General features: G+C 70.4%; 13 protein-coding genes and 1 pseudogene. 3 read left to right on the plus strand and 11 right to left on the minus strand.

The annotated features are described in order from the left end of the window. The first annotated feature begins 19 nt into the window (after positions 1–19). Positions 20–442 (plus strand): F0F1 ATP synthase subunit epsilon, encoded by a 423-nt coding sequence (locus AC06FP_RS11660; RefSeq protein WP_054661996.1) that lies wholly within the window; start codon positions 20–22, stop codon positions 440–442. A 213-nt stretch (positions 443–655) separates the two neighbouring features. On the opposite strand, the pseudogene AC06FP_RS11665 reads toward AC06FP_RS11660, so the two are convergent. Further along, positions 656–1,038: pseudogene (locus AC06FP_RS11665) on the minus strand (GtrA family protein). A gap of 260 nt (positions 1,039–1,298) precedes the next feature. Here AC06FP_RS11665 and glmU point away from each other — a divergent pair. Further along, entirely contained in the window at positions 1,299–2,666 is a 1,368-nt protein-coding gene (gene glmU, locus AC06FP_RS11670) for a bifunctional UDP-N-acetylglucosamine diphosphorylase/glucosamine-1-phosphate N-acetyltransferase GlmU (RefSeq protein ID WP_478075595.1), read from the plus strand. Positions 2,667–2,702: 36 nt separating this feature from the next. Beyond that, positions 2,703–3,221 carry a hypothetical protein gene (locus AC06FP_RS11675; RefSeq protein WP_456118024.1) on the plus strand — a complete coding sequence of 173 codons (519 nt, stop codon included), beginning with the start codon at positions 2,703–2,705 and terminating at the stop codon, positions 3,219–3,221. A gap of 16 nt (positions 3,222–3,237) precedes the next feature. On the opposite strand, the gene AC06FP_RS11680 is transcribed toward AC06FP_RS11675, so the two are convergent. From AC06FP_RS11680 to AC06FP_RS11725, 10 genes are all read right to left on the minus strand, one after another. Next, the gene (locus AC06FP_RS11680) at positions 3,238–4,584 is read right to left on the minus strand and encodes a sensor histidine kinase (protein ID WP_478075624.1); all 1,347 of its coding nucleotides are present in this window, start codon (positions 4,582–4,584) and stop codon (positions 3,238–3,240) included. 10 nt (positions 4,585–4,594) lie between these two features. Then, on the minus strand, positions 4,595–5,935 hold the full coding sequence (locus tag AC06FP_RS11685) for a sigma-54-dependent transcriptional regulator (RefSeq protein ID WP_456118025.1): 1,341 nt from the start codon (positions 5,933–5,935) through the stop codon (positions 4,595–4,597). Between the two features lie 39 nt (positions 5,936–5,974). Further along, positions 5,975–7,189: an ABC transporter permease gene (locus AC06FP_RS11690; protein WP_478075596.1), complete on the minus strand. Its 1,215-nt coding sequence runs from the start codon at positions 7,187–7,189 to the stop codon at positions 5,975–5,977. A 10-nt stretch (positions 7,190–7,199) separates the two neighbouring features. Further along, on the minus strand, positions 7,200–8,534 hold the full coding sequence (locus AC06FP_RS11695) for an ABC transporter permease (RefSeq protein ID WP_478075597.1): 1,335 nt from the start codon (positions 8,532–8,534) through the stop codon (positions 7,200–7,202). Next, positions 8,531–9,010 (minus strand): nuclear transport factor 2 family protein, encoded by a 480-nt coding sequence (locus tag AC06FP_RS11700; RefSeq protein WP_478075598.1) that lies wholly within the window; start codon positions 9,008–9,010, stop codon positions 8,531–8,533. Before AC06FP_RS11700 ends, AC06FP_RS11695 begins: the two co-directional genes overlap by 4 nt. A gap of 16 nt (positions 9,011–9,026) precedes the next feature. After that, positions 9,027–10,244 (minus strand): ABC transporter permease, encoded by a 1,218-nt coding sequence (locus tag AC06FP_RS11705; RefSeq protein ID WP_478075599.1) that lies wholly within the window; start codon positions 10,242–10,244, stop codon positions 9,027–9,029. Positions 10,245–10,257: 13 nt separating this feature from the next. After that, positions 10,258–11,571 carry an ABC transporter permease gene (locus AC06FP_RS11710; protein ID WP_478075600.1) on the minus strand — a complete coding sequence of 438 codons (1,314 nt, stop codon included), beginning with the start codon at positions 11,569–11,571 and terminating at the stop codon, positions 10,258–10,260. A gap of 154 nt (positions 11,572–11,725) precedes the next feature. After that, entirely contained in the window at positions 11,726–12,949 is a 1,224-nt protein-coding gene (locus AC06FP_RS11715) for an ABC transporter permease (RefSeq protein WP_456118031.1), read from the minus strand. A gap of 89 nt (positions 12,950–13,038) precedes the next feature. Further along, on the minus strand, positions 13,039–14,343 hold the full coding sequence (locus AC06FP_RS11720) for an ABC transporter permease (protein WP_456119385.1): 1,305 nt from the start codon (positions 14,341–14,343) through the stop codon (positions 13,039–13,041). A gap of 20 nt (positions 14,344–14,363) precedes the next feature. Further along, positions 14,364–15,581 carry an ABC transporter permease gene (locus tag AC06FP_RS11725; RefSeq protein ID WP_478075601.1) on the minus strand — a complete coding sequence of 406 codons (1,218 nt, stop codon included), beginning with the start codon at positions 15,579–15,581 and terminating at the stop codon, positions 14,364–14,366. Between the last annotated feature and the right edge of the window lies 1 nt (position 15,582).

The following is a 15,582-nucleotide window of genomic DNA, read 5'->3' on the forward strand; positions in this document are numbered from 1 at the left end:
TGCTTTCGAGAACCAAACCATGAGCACCATCCGTTGCGACATCGTCAGTGCCGAGCAGCAGATCTTCAGCGGCGAAGCGACCCTGGTCGTGGCCACCGGTGAGCTGGGCGAGCTGGGCATCGCACCCAAGCACGCGCCGCTGATCACCCGCCTGAAGCCGGGCAAGGTCGTGGTCACCACCGCCGCCGGCGAGCACCTGGATTTCGCCATCTCCGGCGGCATCCTGGAAGTGCAGCCGCAGGTCGTGACCGTGCTGGCCGACACCGCCATCCGCGCCACCGACATCGACGAAGCGGCGGTGCGCAAGGCCAAGGAAGAAGCCGAGCGCGTGCTGGCCAACCGTGGCGAAGCCATGGAGCTGGCCGAGGCGCAGCAGCGCCTGGCCGAGGTCACCGCGCAGCTGCAGGCGCTGGAGCGCCTGCGCCGCAACCTCAAGCACTGAGCGCGAGGCTGGAGAAGCAAGGAAAAACGCCGGGCTTGCCCGGCGTTTTTCGTTTGCAGGTGCCGGGCCCAGCCGGCACGGCGCGTCGCCTGGAAGCGTCCATGCCGGGCAAACCCCGCCTCCACGTCGAGCAACCGGCGTGCGCGGCGCTTCGTCGGGCACGCCGGACGTGTAGATGCCGGGCTGGCTCGCCCGGCACGCGCGCCGCTCCGCTCAGCGATAGACCACGTGCCGCAGCAGGAAGAAGTTCAGTACCGCCAGGCCGCCTTCCACCAGCGGCTTGGCCAGCCACGCCATCTGCAGGCCCAGCGCGTGCGTGGCCCATGCCAGCAGCCAGCTGCTGAGCGCGGTCATCAGCAGCCACAGCGCCAGGAAGCGCGCGAAGTGCTTCCAGCCATGGCGGCGCCCGTCCTCGCGCGGAAACGTATACCGGCCGTTGAGCCAGAACCCCAGCAGCGCGCCGCTGCTGCGCCCGAGCAGGTTTCCGGGCACGGTGGGCAGTCCGGCGGCGGTGGCCGCCACGAACACCCCCAGTCCAGCAGCAGCTGCATCAGGCCGGCGGCGAGGTAGCGGCTGCCTTGTCGCAGCAGGGTCATGGGCGGGATGCAGGCACCGGGAAAGCGCCCATGCTACCCGCTGGCAGCGGAAACGTGTCCGGTCGCGGGTGCGGGCGAACATGGCGGCGCGGAGATGATCCACCGCCAGGCCATGTCTGCCGGTTCCACTTCATTCACGGCATTTCCATGCCGACGCCGCCCGCGCGGCGCAGGGCCCGCGTACCGGCATCGCAACACCGCGCTCGACGCCCTGCCGGCGCGTTCTTAGAATCCGGACATCGATTACCGGAAGTCCACAGATGAGCCAACCGCTGCACGTCATCATCCTCGCCGCCGGCGCCGGCAAGCGCATGAAATCGGTCCTGCCCAAGGTGCTGCAGCCGGTGGCGGGGCGGCCGATGCTGGCGCATGTGATCGAGACCGCGCGGCAGCTGCAGCCGGCCGGCATCCACGTGGTGCATGGCCACGGTGGCGAGGCGGTGCGTGCGGCCTTCGACGGCCAGGGCGACCTGACCTGGGCCGAGCAGGTGCAGCAGCTGGGCACCGGCCATGCCGTCCTGCAGGCGATGCCGGCGGTGCCGGACACCGCGCAGGTGCTGGTGCTGTACGGCGACGTGCCGCTGATCCGCGCCGATACCCTGCGTGCGCTGCTGCACGACGCGCCGCGGCTGGCGGTGCTGGTGGCCGATCTGGAGGATCCGCGCGGCTATGGCCGCGTGGTGCGCGACGCCGAGGGCAAGGTCGCGGCCATCGTCGAACAGAAGGACGCCAATGAGGAGCAGAAGCGCATCCGCACGGTGAACACCGGCATCATCACCGCCGAGTCGACCGCGCTGCGGCGCTGGCTGTCGGGCCTGTCCAACGCCAACGCGCAGGGCGAGTACTACCTGACCGACGTGTTCGCCGCGGCCGCGGCCGAGTACACGCCGGCGTCGCTGGTGCACGTGGCCGACCCGCAGGAGGCCGAGGGCGCCAACGATCCCTGGCAGCTGGCGCAGCTCGAGCGCGCCTGGCAGCTGCGCGCGGCGCGGGCGCTGTGCGAGCAGGGCGTGCGCCTGCTCGACCCGGCGCGCTTCGACCAGCGCGGCACGGTCAAGGCCGGGCGCGACGTGCAGATCGACGCCAACGTGGTGCTCGAGGGCGAGGTCGAACTGGGCGACGGCGTCGTCATCGGCGCCTTCGTGCGGCTGAAGGATGTCCGCCTCGGCGCGGGCACCGAAGTGCGCCCGCATTGCGACCTGGAAGGCGTGGTCAGCGAGGGCGCGGCGCAGATCGGCCCGTTCGCGCGGCTGCGGCCCGGCACCGTGCTGGCCGATGGCGTGCACGTGGGCAACTTCGTGGAGACCAAGAAGGCGACGCTGGGCAAGGGCAGCAAGGCCAACCATCTCACCTACCTGGGCGACGCGGTGATCGGCAGCGGCACCAACATCGGCGCCGGCACCATCACCTGCAACTACGACGGCGTGAACAAGTTCCGGACCACCATCGGCGACCGCGTGTTCGTCGGTTCCAACAGCTCGCTGGTGGCGCCGGTGACGCTGGGCGACGGCGCCACCATCGCCGCCGGCTCGGTGGTTACCCGCGACGCGCCGGCAGACCGGCTGACGGTGGCGCGCAGCCGCCAGCAGACCATCGAAGGCTGGAAGCGGCCGCAGAAGAAGTCCTGATCAACCCAGACCAACCCGACCGGGGGGGCAAGACCCATGGATGGTTTCGAGCAGCAACTGGCGGCATGCAGCGCGTTCTTCATCGCCACCGCGCAGATCGGCGGCGGCCTGCTCGGCCTGGTGTTCGTGGCGATGACCTTCGACCGCGACCGCCGCGGGCTGGGCCGGGACGGCGCGATGCATGCGCTGGCCCAGCAGGTCTACCTGGATTTCCTCGGCGTGCTGGTGTGTTCGCTGCTGCTGATCGTGCCGACGCTGGGGCGGCTCAATCACGGCATGCTGCTGCTCGCGGTCGGCGGGGTGCTGGCGGTCCGCACCGTGCGCGGCATGCTGGCGCTGCGGCGCGAGTTGCGGTCGCGGCCGGTGCTGCTGCAGCGCTTCGGCCTGTCGGTGATGGGGCAGCTGTTCTTCCTGGCCGCCGGCGTACTGCTGGTGCTGTCACGCGTGCCGGAGGCCTTCGTGCTGGCGATGTGCGCGGCGCTGGCGCTGCTGGTGGCGGGCAGCCGCAGCGCCTGGCTGCTGATGGCAGGGGACGACGCCGGGCCAGTCGCCTGACGCGCGCCCGGCCGGTTCACGGGCTGGTCGGCAGCAGGATGGTCACGCACAGGCCGCCATCGTTGCGGTTCTGCAGCGAGATGCGGCCATCGTGCGCTTCGACGATCTCGCGGGTGAGCGCCAGCCCCAGCCCGGTGCCGTTGCGCTTGGTCGAATAGAACGGCATCAGCGCGTTCTGCAGCACCGCCTCGTTCATGCCGCTGCCACGGTCCAGCACTTCGATGCGCAGCCAGTGCGGCAGCCGCGCCAGCCGGATCTCCACCGCGTCGTCGGTCACGCCGTTGTCGGTGCTGGCCTCGTGCGCGTTCTTGAGCAGGTTGAGCAGCGCCTGCGAGAACTGCGCCGGATCGATGCGGCTGCACAGGTCCTCCGCCGGCGGCGCCATGCGGAACGGGATCTGCTGCTGCAGCCCGCCCAGGAACGGCGCCCAGGCGATGGTCTGCAGCTGCGGCTGCGGCAGCTTGGCGAAGCGCGCGTAGCCGCGGATGAAGCCCTCCAGGTGGCGCGCGCGTTCCTCGACCGTGCCGAAGATGTCTTCCAGCCGGTCGGTGCGGCCGCGCCGCACCAGCTCGGCGCCGGAATGCGCCAGCGAGGCGATCGGCGCCAGCGAATTGTTGAGCTCGTGGCTGATGACGCGGATGACCTTCTTCCAGGTCTGCACTTCCTGGCGGCGCAGCTCGGCGGTGAGCAGGCGCAGCAGCAGCAGGTCGTGCGGCCGGCCGTTGAGATGGAAGCTGCGCCGCGACAGGTGGTAGATCTGTTCGTCATCCTCGTCGCCGTCGGCCTCGCGCACCGCGAACAGGCTGTCGCCGCCGCGGGCGATGGCGTTGCGCAGTTCCACCGGCATGTTCTCCAGCAGCTCGTGCATGCGCTTGCCTTCCAGCTTCCAGCCGCCGTGCAGCAGCTTGCGCGCGGAAACGTTGGAGAACGCCACGCGCTGGACGCCGTCGCCGCCGTCGGCCAGCAGCAGCATCGCCACCGGCGTGTTCTGCACCATGGTGTCCAGCAGCAGCTCGCGCTGCACCAGCGACTGGCGCTGCTCGCGCAGCACGTCGCCGAGCTCGGCGTGCGCCTTCACCAGCTGCGCCAGCTCGTCGTCGCCGCGCCAGTGCACGCCGAAGTTGTATTCGCCGTCGCGGTAGCTGCTGGTGATGCCGGCCAGGGTACGCAGCAGCGAGCGGATCGGCGCGGTGGCGCGGCGCAGCGTCCACCACATCAGCGACAGCAGCAGCACCGTGGAAACCAGGGTGACCACCCAGCCGCGGTCCATCCAGTAGGCCAGCAGCCACGGTACGGCCGCGGCCAGCGCCAGCACCGGCAGCAGGCGCAGGAACAGGCGGAAGGTGAAGGAGCGCGTTCTCAACATGGGCGTCTCAATCGCGCGGGATGCCGTGGCGGTCCATGCGCCGGTACAGCGCCTGCCGGCTCAGGCCGAGGTCGGCGGCGGCCTGGGCGATGACGCCGCCGGCGCGCTCCAGCGCGCCGACGATGCGCGCGCGGTCCGGTTCGTCCGCCGGCGCGGTGGGCCGTTGCGGGGCCCGCGGCAGGTTGAGGTCGGCCACCTCGATCCTTGGCCCCTGCGCGAGCAGGCTGGCGCGCTGGATCACGTTGCGCAGCTCGCGCACGTTGCCGGGCCAGGTGTGGCGCTGCAGCGCCTGCGCGGCCTGCGGCGACAGCGGCTTGCCCTCGTCGCCGAGGAAGTGGCGGGCCAGCGGCAGGATATCCTCGCGGCGCTCGGCCAGCGCCGGCAGCGCCAGTTCCACCGTGTTGAGCCGGTAATACAGGTCCTCGCGGAAGCTGCCGTCGCGGATCATCGCCGGCAGGTCGGCGTTGGTGGCGCTGACCACGCGCACCTTCACCTGGCGCTCGCGGTTGGAGCCCAGGCGCTCGAAGCGGCCGGTTTCCAGCACGCGCAGCAGCTTCATCTGCCCGGTCAGCGACAGGTTGCCGATCTCGTCCAGGAACAGGGTGCCGCCATCGGCGGCCTCGAACTTGCCCTCGCGCGCCTTGTTGGCGCCGGTATAGGCGCCGGCCTCGGCGCCGAACAGCTCGGCCTCGATCAGCTCGGCGGGGATCGCGCCGCAGTTGAGCGCGACGAACGGGCCGCCGCGCTTGCCGGAGTTGGCCTGGATGATCTCGGCGATCTTCTCCTTGCCGGCGCCGTTGGGGCCGGTGATCAGCACCGGCAGGTCCGAGCGCGCGACCTGGCAGGCCAGGCTGATCACGCGCTCGCTGGCCGGGTCGGCGAACACCACGCCGGCCAGGTCGTAACGCTCGTGCAGGCTCTGCCGCTGCTTCAGCTCGCGCTGGCGGCGGCGGCTCAGCTCGCGGCGGGTCTCGGCCAGTTCCAGCAGGTTGTTGACCGTGGTCAGCAGGCGCCCGTCGTCCCAGGGCTTTGCCAGGTAGTCGGCGGCGCCGGCCTTGACCAGTTCCACCGCGCTGTCCAGGTGGGTCCAGGCGGTGAGCAGGATCACCGGCAGGTCCGGCCAGTTGTCGCGGATCTGCCGGAACAGCACCTGGCCTTCCTCGCCGGAGGTGGTGTCGGCGGTGAAGTTCATGTCCTGGATCACCAGGTCGAACTCCTGCTCGGCGAGCATCGCCAGCCCCTGCGCGGGCGAGCACGCGTGGCGCGTCTCGATGTCGTGCAGCGAGAACAGCACGTCCAGCGCGGTGGCCACGGCGGCGTTGTCGTCGATGATCAGGATCTGCGGCATCACGGTTCGGGCAGGCGAAGGGAAAGGGAAGCGCAGACCTTACACGCTGCGCGCGGCGTCCGCAGGGGGCAGGCGCGAGGCGCGGCGTGCCGGGCCGGCGACCGCCAGTTGCCCCAGCGCGAGCAGCAGCGCGGCGGCGGCCGGCAGGTACGGCACCGGCAACCGCGCCAGCTCGTAGTGGTGCATCAGCCACTGGTTGATGCCCAGCGCCAGCAGCAATCCCAGCGCAAGCCCGGCACCGACCAGCAGCAGGTTCTCGGCAAGAAAGTGGCGAAGGATCTGCCCACGGGTGGTGCCGAGCGCGCGGCGGATGCCGATCTGGCGCGTGCGCTGCTGGATCCAGTAGCCGCTCAGGCTGGCGATGCCGATCAGGGTGATGGTGGCGACAACGGCGTTGACCGTGGCCAACAGCCAGACCGCCGCACGGCGCGTTCGCAGGCCATCGGCGCGCAGGCGTTCGTAGTCGGCCACCACCGGCTCGATGCCGGGCACCAGCTGTCCGGCGAAGCTGCGCTGCAGCACCTTCGGCACCTGGGCACGAACCGCCTCGCGGCGCCCGGGATCGGTGCGCAGCACGTAGCTGGCGATGGGCATGCCGCTGAGCAGGCCCGGAATGAGGATCGAATGCTCCGCCTTGCCGTCGTCCAGTTCGGACAGCTGGTAGCGCATCAGGTGCGCGACCACGCCCACCACGGTATAGCTGCCGGTGTCGTCGCCCGAACGCAATGTCGCGCCGACCGGATCGCCATTGCCGAACAGCGCCCGCGCGAGCGCCTCGGTGATGATGATCGGGGTGCGCATGTCGTCGGCCATGCTGATGTCGCGGTACTCCGTGTCGAGGAAGTCGCGGCCACGGCTGAGGCGCAGGCCGAAGGTATCCACCAGCCGTTCGCCGACATAGCCGCTGGTCGTCAGCGTCGTGCCATTGGCGGACTTGAGATCGAAGGTGAGGGTAAGCGTCTGCCGCATCGGCACGCCGGCCGCGGCGCTGGCCGCGCGCACGCCGGGGATGCCCGCAAGCGCGTCGCGGCCGGCACGGGTCTGCGCCGGCGTCCACGGCGCGCCGCGGCTGACCAGCTGGTCGACGATCACCAGCTCGTCGCCGGCCAGGCCATCATCGACCAGCAGCGGCCCGGCCTGCTGGCCGAGCAGGAACAGGGTGTTGCACAGGATCGCGCAGGCCACCGCGACCTGCAGCACGATCAGGCGCGGCATCAGCGGGTTGCGGCGCAGCGCGGACAACAGAGGGAACATGCTGGGCCTCCTAGAGCGTCTTGACCTGCAGTGCCGGTTCCTGCCGGGCCGCGCGCAGCGCAGGCAGCAGTCCGACCAGCAAACCGGTGAGCAGCGCCAGCGCAAGCAGCGCGGCGAACAGGGCCGGGCTGAAGCGCGCCAGCGGCGCGTAGGCCTCACCCTGCTGGCGCATCAGCCACAGCCCACCCAGGGTCAGCGGCAGCGCGCACAGGCCGCCCAGCAGGCCGGCCAGACCGGCTTCGACCAGGCAGGCGGCGACGATCGCGCGTCGCGGTGCGCCCAGCACCCGGCGCACGCCGTGCTCGCCGGCACGGCGCAGGAAGCGAGCGGCCAGCAGGCCGGCGACGTTGACCAGGCACAGCACCAGCAGGCCGATCGCCAACCAAAGATTCAGGCGCACGCTGTCGGGGACCACGTGGTTGAAGCGCAGCCACGCGGCCATCGGCCGCAGGCTGGTGTGCGCGGCGCGCTCGAAGGCGCCGTTGGCATGGCGCTGCGCGGCGAAGGCCTGCAGGCTGCGCGCATAATCCTCGCGCTGCGCGGCATCCTCCAGTTCGGCCCAGAGCACCAGCCAGCGGCAGCTGCCGACATTGATCTGGTCGAAACGGAAACCGTCGAAGCCGCCGCCGTCGCACTGGCGCGTACTGGTGATCTCCACGCCGGCCTCCAGTGCCGCCATCGCCGGCACGAAGATCTCGTCGCCATCCCCCTGCCAGCCAGGGTTGTTGCCAGGCAGGAAGTGCGGCCGCGGCCGTGGTGCCCAGCGTTCGCTGATGCCGATCACGCGGAAGGTATGGCGGCCGAGCCGGATCTCCTTGCCGGTACCGTCCTCGCGGCCGAGCAGGCGCTGGCTCAGGGTACGGCTGATCACCACCACCGGCATGCGCGCATCTTCCTCCTGGGGAGTCCAGAAACGGCCATGGCGCAGCGGTACGCCGAACACCGGCAGCATCGGCCCCACCGCCAGCACCGCCGAGGCGGTGCGGGTATTGCTGCCGTCGGTGTTGGTCACCGACAGCGGCGCGGTCACCAGCGCCACCTGGCGGATGTCCGTGCGCTCGCGGCGCATCGCCTGTACATCGTCCAGCTTCCATAGCGGTGGCACCGCGGCGCCGGTGCCGTCGGTTTCGTCGCGCCCACCGCTGCTGGGCGCGGGACGTGAATCGGCCCAGGCGATGTGCAGCCTGTGGCTGATGCCGGGCAGCGGATCGGCCGACAGCACCGACAACAGGGTCAGCATGGTCATCACCGACGCCAGCCCGAGCGCCAGGGTAAGCACCGCCAGCGCCATCGTCCGCGGGTGCCGCAGGCAGCCGCGCAGGCCGGTTTCCAGCGTGTAGTTCATGGCTGTGCCGCGGACGGGTGGGCCGCGCGGTGGCCGTAGCTCAGCACGCGGGTGATCGACCACTGGCCGTCGTGCAGGCGCCAGAGCATGACGAAGTCGGCCAGGCCTTCGCACTTGCCGCTGGCGGTGTCGCAGAAGCGGTGGCTGCCCTGGGCGATGGCGCCGAAGTCCTTGACCGGGAAGACCTGCAGGCTGCCGTCGACCAGTTCGCGCGTGTAGTGGCCGCAGGCGTAGCGGCGGGTGTTGTCCAGCATCGCCTCGCGGGTCCAGGTGACGCCGCCGGTGTCGTGGTAGAACTCGACCGCCGGGTCGAAGTAGCCGGCGTGCTTTTCCAGCTGGGCCGGATCCTGGCAATGGTTGAAGCTGTCGAACACCGCGCGGTCGAGCGCGGCGACGGTGGTGGCCAGGTCGTCGGCCGCCAGCGCGGTGGCGGGCGGCATCAGCAGCAGGGGCAACAGGCACAGCATCGTCTTCATCGTGTTTCTCCGTGGGTCAGGCGCTGCGCGTGGCGACCGCCGGTGGAATGGACGCCGCGCGCCGCGCCGGGCCGAGTACCGCCAGCTGGCCGAGCAGCCACAGCAGCAGCGCGCTGGCCGGGATGTAGGCCAGCGGCAGGCGCGGCAGTTCGTACTGCCGCATCAGGGTCAGGTTCAGGGTATAGGCCAGCAGCACGCCGAGCACGATGCCGGTACTGGTGAGCACGAAGTTCTCGGCCTGGAAGTAGCGCAGGATCTGCGCGCGGGTGGCGCCGAGCGCGCGGCGGATGCCGATCTGGCGGGTGCGCTGCTGCACCCAGAAGCTGGCCAGGCCGACGATGCCGAAGGCGGTCACCGCCAGCAGCGCCACGCACACGCTCACCAGCAGCCAGATCACCGCGCGGTCGCGGCTGTAGAAGTCGCGCCGCATCTCGCTCACCGTGCTCTGGGTGCCGATGATGCGGTTGGGATCGGCGCGGTTGAGCGCGGCCACCGCGGCCTTGAGTACTTCGCCGCGGCGCTCGGGGTCGGTGCGCAGTACATAGCTGCCGTTGGACACCCACAGCGGGAAGATCATGGTCTGGAAGCTGTCCTCGAAGGTGCGGCCGCGCCCCGGCGCGAGCAGCCGGTCGACCACGCCGACCACGCGGCTGGGCTTGTCGCCCCACACGTAGATGTCCTGGCCGACCGCGCTCCGGCCCGGGAACAGCCGCGCCGCCAGCGGCCGGCTGAGCAGGACGGCAGGCACCTGCGGCGTCGGTCCCGCCGTCTCCAGGGCGTCATGGTCCTGGTACTCGTCGGGAGTGAAGCCGCGGCCCTCGACCACGCGCAGCCCCAGGGTGGGCAGCAGCCGGCCGTCGTCCATGTAGTTGGACGCGGTGACGACGGACTCGGCCTGGCCCGGGCGCAGGTTGATGCCCGATGCCCAGACGTTGTCGCCGTAGGGCAGCTGGTTGACGCTGGTGACCGATTTGACCCCCGGCACGGCCGCCAGCGCGGCGATGTCCTCGCGCCGCATGGCGTCGCGGTTGATGTCCGGCTGCAGGCTGCTGGTGCTGATATGGACCAGTTCGTCCTCGGCGACGCCGCTGTCGCGGCGCATTTCCCCGGTGCGCTGGCCGATCACGAAGATCGCGTTGCAGATGATCGCGCAGCTCAGCGCGATCTCCAGCACGATCAGCGCCGCGGCGGTCTTGTGCCGCAGCAGCACGGAGAGGATGGGGCGGATTTCCATGGCGGGTCTCTCCTTACTGGCTCTTGAGCTGCAGTGCCGGCGGCACCTGCATCGCGCGCCACGCCGGCAGCACGCCGGCCAGCAGGCTGGCGGCCAGCGCCAGCGCGAAGGTCAGCAGCAGCGTGCTGACGTCCATCTGCGCCAGGCGCGCGTAGTCGTCGGGCTGCTGGCGGATCAGCCACAGGCCGAACGCGGCGAAACCGAACCCGAGCAGGCCGCCGGCCAGGCCGATCGCGCCGGCTTCGGCCAGGCATTGCCGGAAGATGTCGCCGCGCGCGGCGCCGAGCGCGCGGCGCACGCCGATCTCGCCGCTGCGGCGCAGGAACTTGGCCAGCAGCAGGCCGACGGTGTTGAGCAGGCACACCAGCAGAAAGCCGAACGCCAGCCACATCTGCATGCGCACGTCGTTGGGCACCACGCGGTTGTAGTCGAGCCAGCCCATCACGTTGTCCAGGCGCACGTTGGTCGGGCGTTCGAAACGGCCGGCGGCGCGCTGCTGGTCCGAATAGTCGGCCAGGTACTTGCGGTAGTCGGCGGCCTGTTCCGGCGATTCCAGCTCCACCCAGTACTGCAGCCAGGCGCAGGGCGCGTTGAGCCCGCGCGCGCCGTCCGGGTCGTTGCCGGTGCTGCCCCAGCAGTTCATGCTGCCCTGGATGGGCAGGCGCATGTCGCGCGAGGTGGAGAACGGCAGGAACACCTGCTCGCCACCGCCGAACCTCCGGTTGCTCAGGTCGTAGAAGCGTGGGTTGAGCTTCCATTCGTCCATCACCCCGATGATGCGCAGCGCACCCTGCGCGATGTGGATCTCGCGCCCGACCGGGTCGGCGTCGCCGAACAGCTTCTCGGCCAGCTTGGTGCCGATCACCGCCACGCGCGCGCGGGAAAGGTCGTCGTCCGCGCTCCAGGCATGGCCGGCGCGCAGCGGCGCGTCGAACATGGCGAAGAAATCGGCCGAGGCGTAGCGCGCGGGCGCGCGGAACGGCTGCGCGGCGCCGCCCTCGGGCAGGACCGTCAGCGAACCGGCGCTCATCATCGCCTGGCGCTTGCCGCGCTTCTGCCGCAGCAGTTCCTCGGCGTCGAAGCGGGTCAGCTGCTCCATCGGCTCCGGGTCCAGGCTGACGTCGCGGCCGAGCGTGCGCGGCTCCAGCCGCGGGTAGAACAGGCGCGCGCTCTTCTCCGGAATCGGGTCGCCGGACAGCACCTGGTACAGCGTGAGCGTGGTCATCGCCGCGCCGATGCCGATGCCGATGGTCACCACCATCAGCGTGGTCAGCACCTTGTTGCGGCGGAAGCTGCGCAGCGCGAGCTGCAGGTAGTAGCCGAGCATGGAGGTTCCTGATTTCCTTCTCCCCTCGGGAGAAGGTGGCGCCAAGCGCCGGATGAGGGGAAGAGGTTGGGCTGGGTCTGTTTCCCTCTGCCCTCACCCCTTCCCTCTGTGCCCTCACCCCAACCCCTCTCCCGCCGGGAGAGGGGCTTGCAGGTCAGGTGCTGCGGGTGGCGACGGCCGGCGGGATCGCCGCGGCGCGGCGCGCCGGGCCGAACACGGCCAGCTGGCCCAGCAGCCACAGCGCGCCGGCGCCGATCGGCAGGTACAGCAGCGGCAGGCGCGGCAGCTCGTAGCGCCCCATCAGCCACTGGTTCAGCAGGTAGGCCAGCAGCATGCCGATGACGATGCCGATCGTCGCCAGCAGGAAGTTCTCGGTCTGGAAGTAGCGCAGGATCTGCCCCTTGGTCGCGCCCAGCGCACGGCGGATGCCGATCTGCTTGGTGCGCTGCTGCACCCAGAAGCTGGCCAGGCCGACGATGCCCAGCGCGGTGACCAGGAGCAGCAGGCCGCTGACGATCAGCAGCAGGCCGATCATGTCGCGGTCGTTGGCGAAGAAGTTGGCGCGGCCTTCCTCGAAGGTCAGCTTGCGCCACACCAGGCGGTTGGGGTCGTTCTTGTCCAGCGCGGCCAGGGCCTGCTCGAGCACCTCGGCGCGGCGCGCCGGGTCGGCGACGCGGATCAGGTAGCGCCCGCCATTGGCGAAGTTCATGCGGATCGGGAAGATCACCGAGAACGTGCGGTCGTTGCTCTGCATGTTCGGGCGCAGCAGGGTATCGACCACGCCGACGATGGTCAGCGGGATATTGGCCATGTACACGGTCTTGCCGATCGCGCCGCCGCCCGGGAACATCTTGTCGGCGGCCGGCTTGCTGAGGATGATCGCCGAGCTCAGGCCGGTGACGTCCCCGGCCGCTTCGAGCACGTCGCTGCTCTTGTACTCATCGGCGGTGAAGTCGCGGCCGGCGATCAGCTTCAGGCCCATGGTGGCCAGGGTGCCTTCGCTGACCATGTACTGCGTGGCGCTGAGGGTGGGCACTTCCTGCTCGGGGTTGAGCGAGAGCGAGGTGTTCCAGCTGCCGTTCTGGAACGGCAGCTGGTTGGTGATGGCCACGCGCTCGACGCCGGGGATGGCGCGCAGCGTGGCCAGGTCCTCGGCGCTGCGCGCGTCGCCGTCGGTCTGCTGGCCGATGCCGCTCAGGCCGATCTCGATCAGGCGGTCGTCGTCCATGCCGCTGGCCAGGTTCAGGGTTTCCATGCGCTGGGAGACGATGAACAGCGCGTTGCAGATGATGGCGCAGCTCAGCGCGATCTCCAGCACGATCAGCGCGGCCGCCATCTTGTGGCGCGCCAGCGTGGAGAGGATGGGGCGGATTTCCATGGGGTTCTCCGGGAGCGGAAATAAAAAACGAGGAGTGGGAAGTGAGATGAGAGCCGTACCTGCTTCCCACCCCTCCAGTCGTTCCAGCGTTATTGGCTCTTGAGCTGCAGCGCCGGCGCCACCTGCATCGCGCGCCAGGCCGGCAGCATGCCGGCCAGCAGGCTGGCGACGATGGCCAGGGCGAAGGTCAGCAGCAGCATCGAGCCGTCCAGGTGCGCCAGCGACGCGTACTCGGCCGGGCGCTGCCGCACCGCCCACAACCCGCCGAGCGCGAACAGCAGGCCGAGCAGGCCGCCGGCCAGGCCGATCGTGCCGGCCTCGACCAGGCACTGCTTGAAGATCTCGCCGCGGCTGGCGCCGAGCGCGCGGCGCACGCCGATCTCGCCGCTGCGGCGCAGGAACTTGGCCAGCAGCAGGCCGACGGTGTTGACCAGGCACACCAGCAGGAAGCCGAACGCCAGCCACATCTGCAGACGCACGTCGCCGGGCACCACGCCGCGCACGTCCAGCCATTCCATCACGTTGCGCAGGCGGGTGTTGGCCGGGCGCTCGAAGCGGCCGGCGGCGCGCTGCTGGTCGGAGTAGTTGTCCAGGTAGGCCTTGAACGCGGCGGCGTCGCCAGCCGAGTCCAGCTCCACCCAGTACTGGATCCAGGAGCAGGGCACGTTCAGCGCGGTCGCGTCGTTGACGATTTCGCGGCCGAAGCAGTTCATGTTGCCGTTGCGGTCCAGCCGCAGGTCGCGCGAGGTGGAGAACGGCACGAACACGTCCTCCTGGCGGTCGTAGCGGCCGGAGAACAGGTCGTAGAACTGCGGGCGCGGCGACCAGGCGTCGAGCACGCCGACGATGCGCAGCGGGTGGCCTTCGAACAGCACCTCGCGGCCGACGCTGTTGGCGCCCTTGAACAGCTTCTCGTTGAGCGTGCGGCTGATCACCGCCACCCGCGCGTGGCCGGTGTCCTCGTTGCCGCTCCAGCCCTGTCCGTACTGGAACGGGGTGTCGAACATCGGGAAGAAGTCGGCCGAGGTGTAGCGCGCGCCGACGCTGAAGGGCTTGAGCGCATCCAGGCGCGGGTCGACGATGCCGCCGCCGCCGCTCATCATCGCCTGCCGCGGCGCCTTCTTCTGCCGCAGCAGTTCCTCGGCGTCGAAGCGGGTCAGCTGCCACTCCGGCTCCTCGCCCGGCTTGTAGCCGTCGCGGGTGTAGGGGTCGAGCTGCACGTAGAACAGGCGGTCGCTCTTGTGCGGGATGGGGTCGCCGGAAAGCACCTTGAATACGGTCAGGGTGGTCATCGCCGCGCCGATGCCCAGCGCGATGGCCAGGACCATCAGCGCGGTCAGCACCTTGTTGCGGCGGAAGCTGCGCAACGCGAGTTTGAAGTAGTAGGCGAACATGGTCGGGTCCTTGCGGGCGGTCATTGACCGCGGGTGGCGACGATGGGCGGAACGGTGGCGGCACGCAGGGCCGGGCCGATGACCGCGGCCTGGCCCAGCGCGAACAGGGCGATCGCGCCGAGCGGCAGGTACGGCAGCGGCAGCCGCGCGGTCTCGAAGTAATGCATCAGCAACTGGTTGCCGGCATAGGCCAGCAGCATGCCCAGCACGATGCCGGCGCCAGTCAGCAGCAGGTTCTCGGTCTGGAAGTACGCCACGACCTGGCGGCGGGTGGCGCCCAGCGCGCGGCGGATGCCGATCTGCTTGGTGCGCTGCTGCACCCAGAAGCTGGCCAGGCCGACGATGCCCAGCGCCGTGACCAGCAGCATCGCCAGGCACACGCCCAGCAGCAGCCGGGTCATGGCGCGGTCCTGGGTGAAGTAGCCGTGGCGCAGCTCGGCCAGGGTGCGGCTGTACTCGCGGTTGAGGATGGCCTCCGGCGCCAGCGTCGGCGCGGCGGCCACCGCGTTGTGGAGGATGCCGGGCAGGTCGCGCGGGTCGGCACGCACCACGTAGGTGCCGCTCTGCGCGTCGGTGACGACCGGCACGATCACCGACCACTGCACCGCGGCGATGCCGCCCTCGCTGCGCCCGGGATTGGGCACGGCGAAGTGCTCGACGATGCCGGCCACGCTGAAGCGCGAGCTGGCCATCCAGAACTCCTTGCCCAGCGGGCTTTCGCCGGGCCACAGATGCTCGGCGAAATCGCGTGTGATCCATACCTGGGCATTGGCCGGCAGGAAGTTGTCGATGGGCTGGTAGTCGGCAGCGGTGAAGGCGCGGCCCTGTACCGGCCGGAGCCCCAGCGTCTGGATCGCACCCGGGTCGAAGGTGTAGAAGTGCGGGACGCCGCCGAAGCGCTTGCCTTCCGGGTCCAGGGTGATGCCGGCGACGCCGGCGCGCTGCGCGAACGGCACGCTGTTGACCACGCCGGCGGCCTGCACGCCGGGCTGACGGCGCAGGAAGTCCAGCCAGCGGCCGTTGATGTCGGCCGCGTTGCAGCCCTCGCAGTCGTTCAGCGCCAGCGTGGCCAGCGCCGCTTCGTCCACGCCGCTGTCCAGGCCGATCAGATCGATGCGCGCCACCGCCATGAACAGCGCGTTGCACAGCACCGCGCAGGCCAGGGCGATCTCCAGGGTGATCAGCAGCGCCGAGACGCGGTGCCGGGTCAGGGTCGCGAGGATGGGTTTGATGTCCATG

It is taken from the genome of Stenotrophomonas sp. Steno-Z2, from assembly GCF_056393235.1.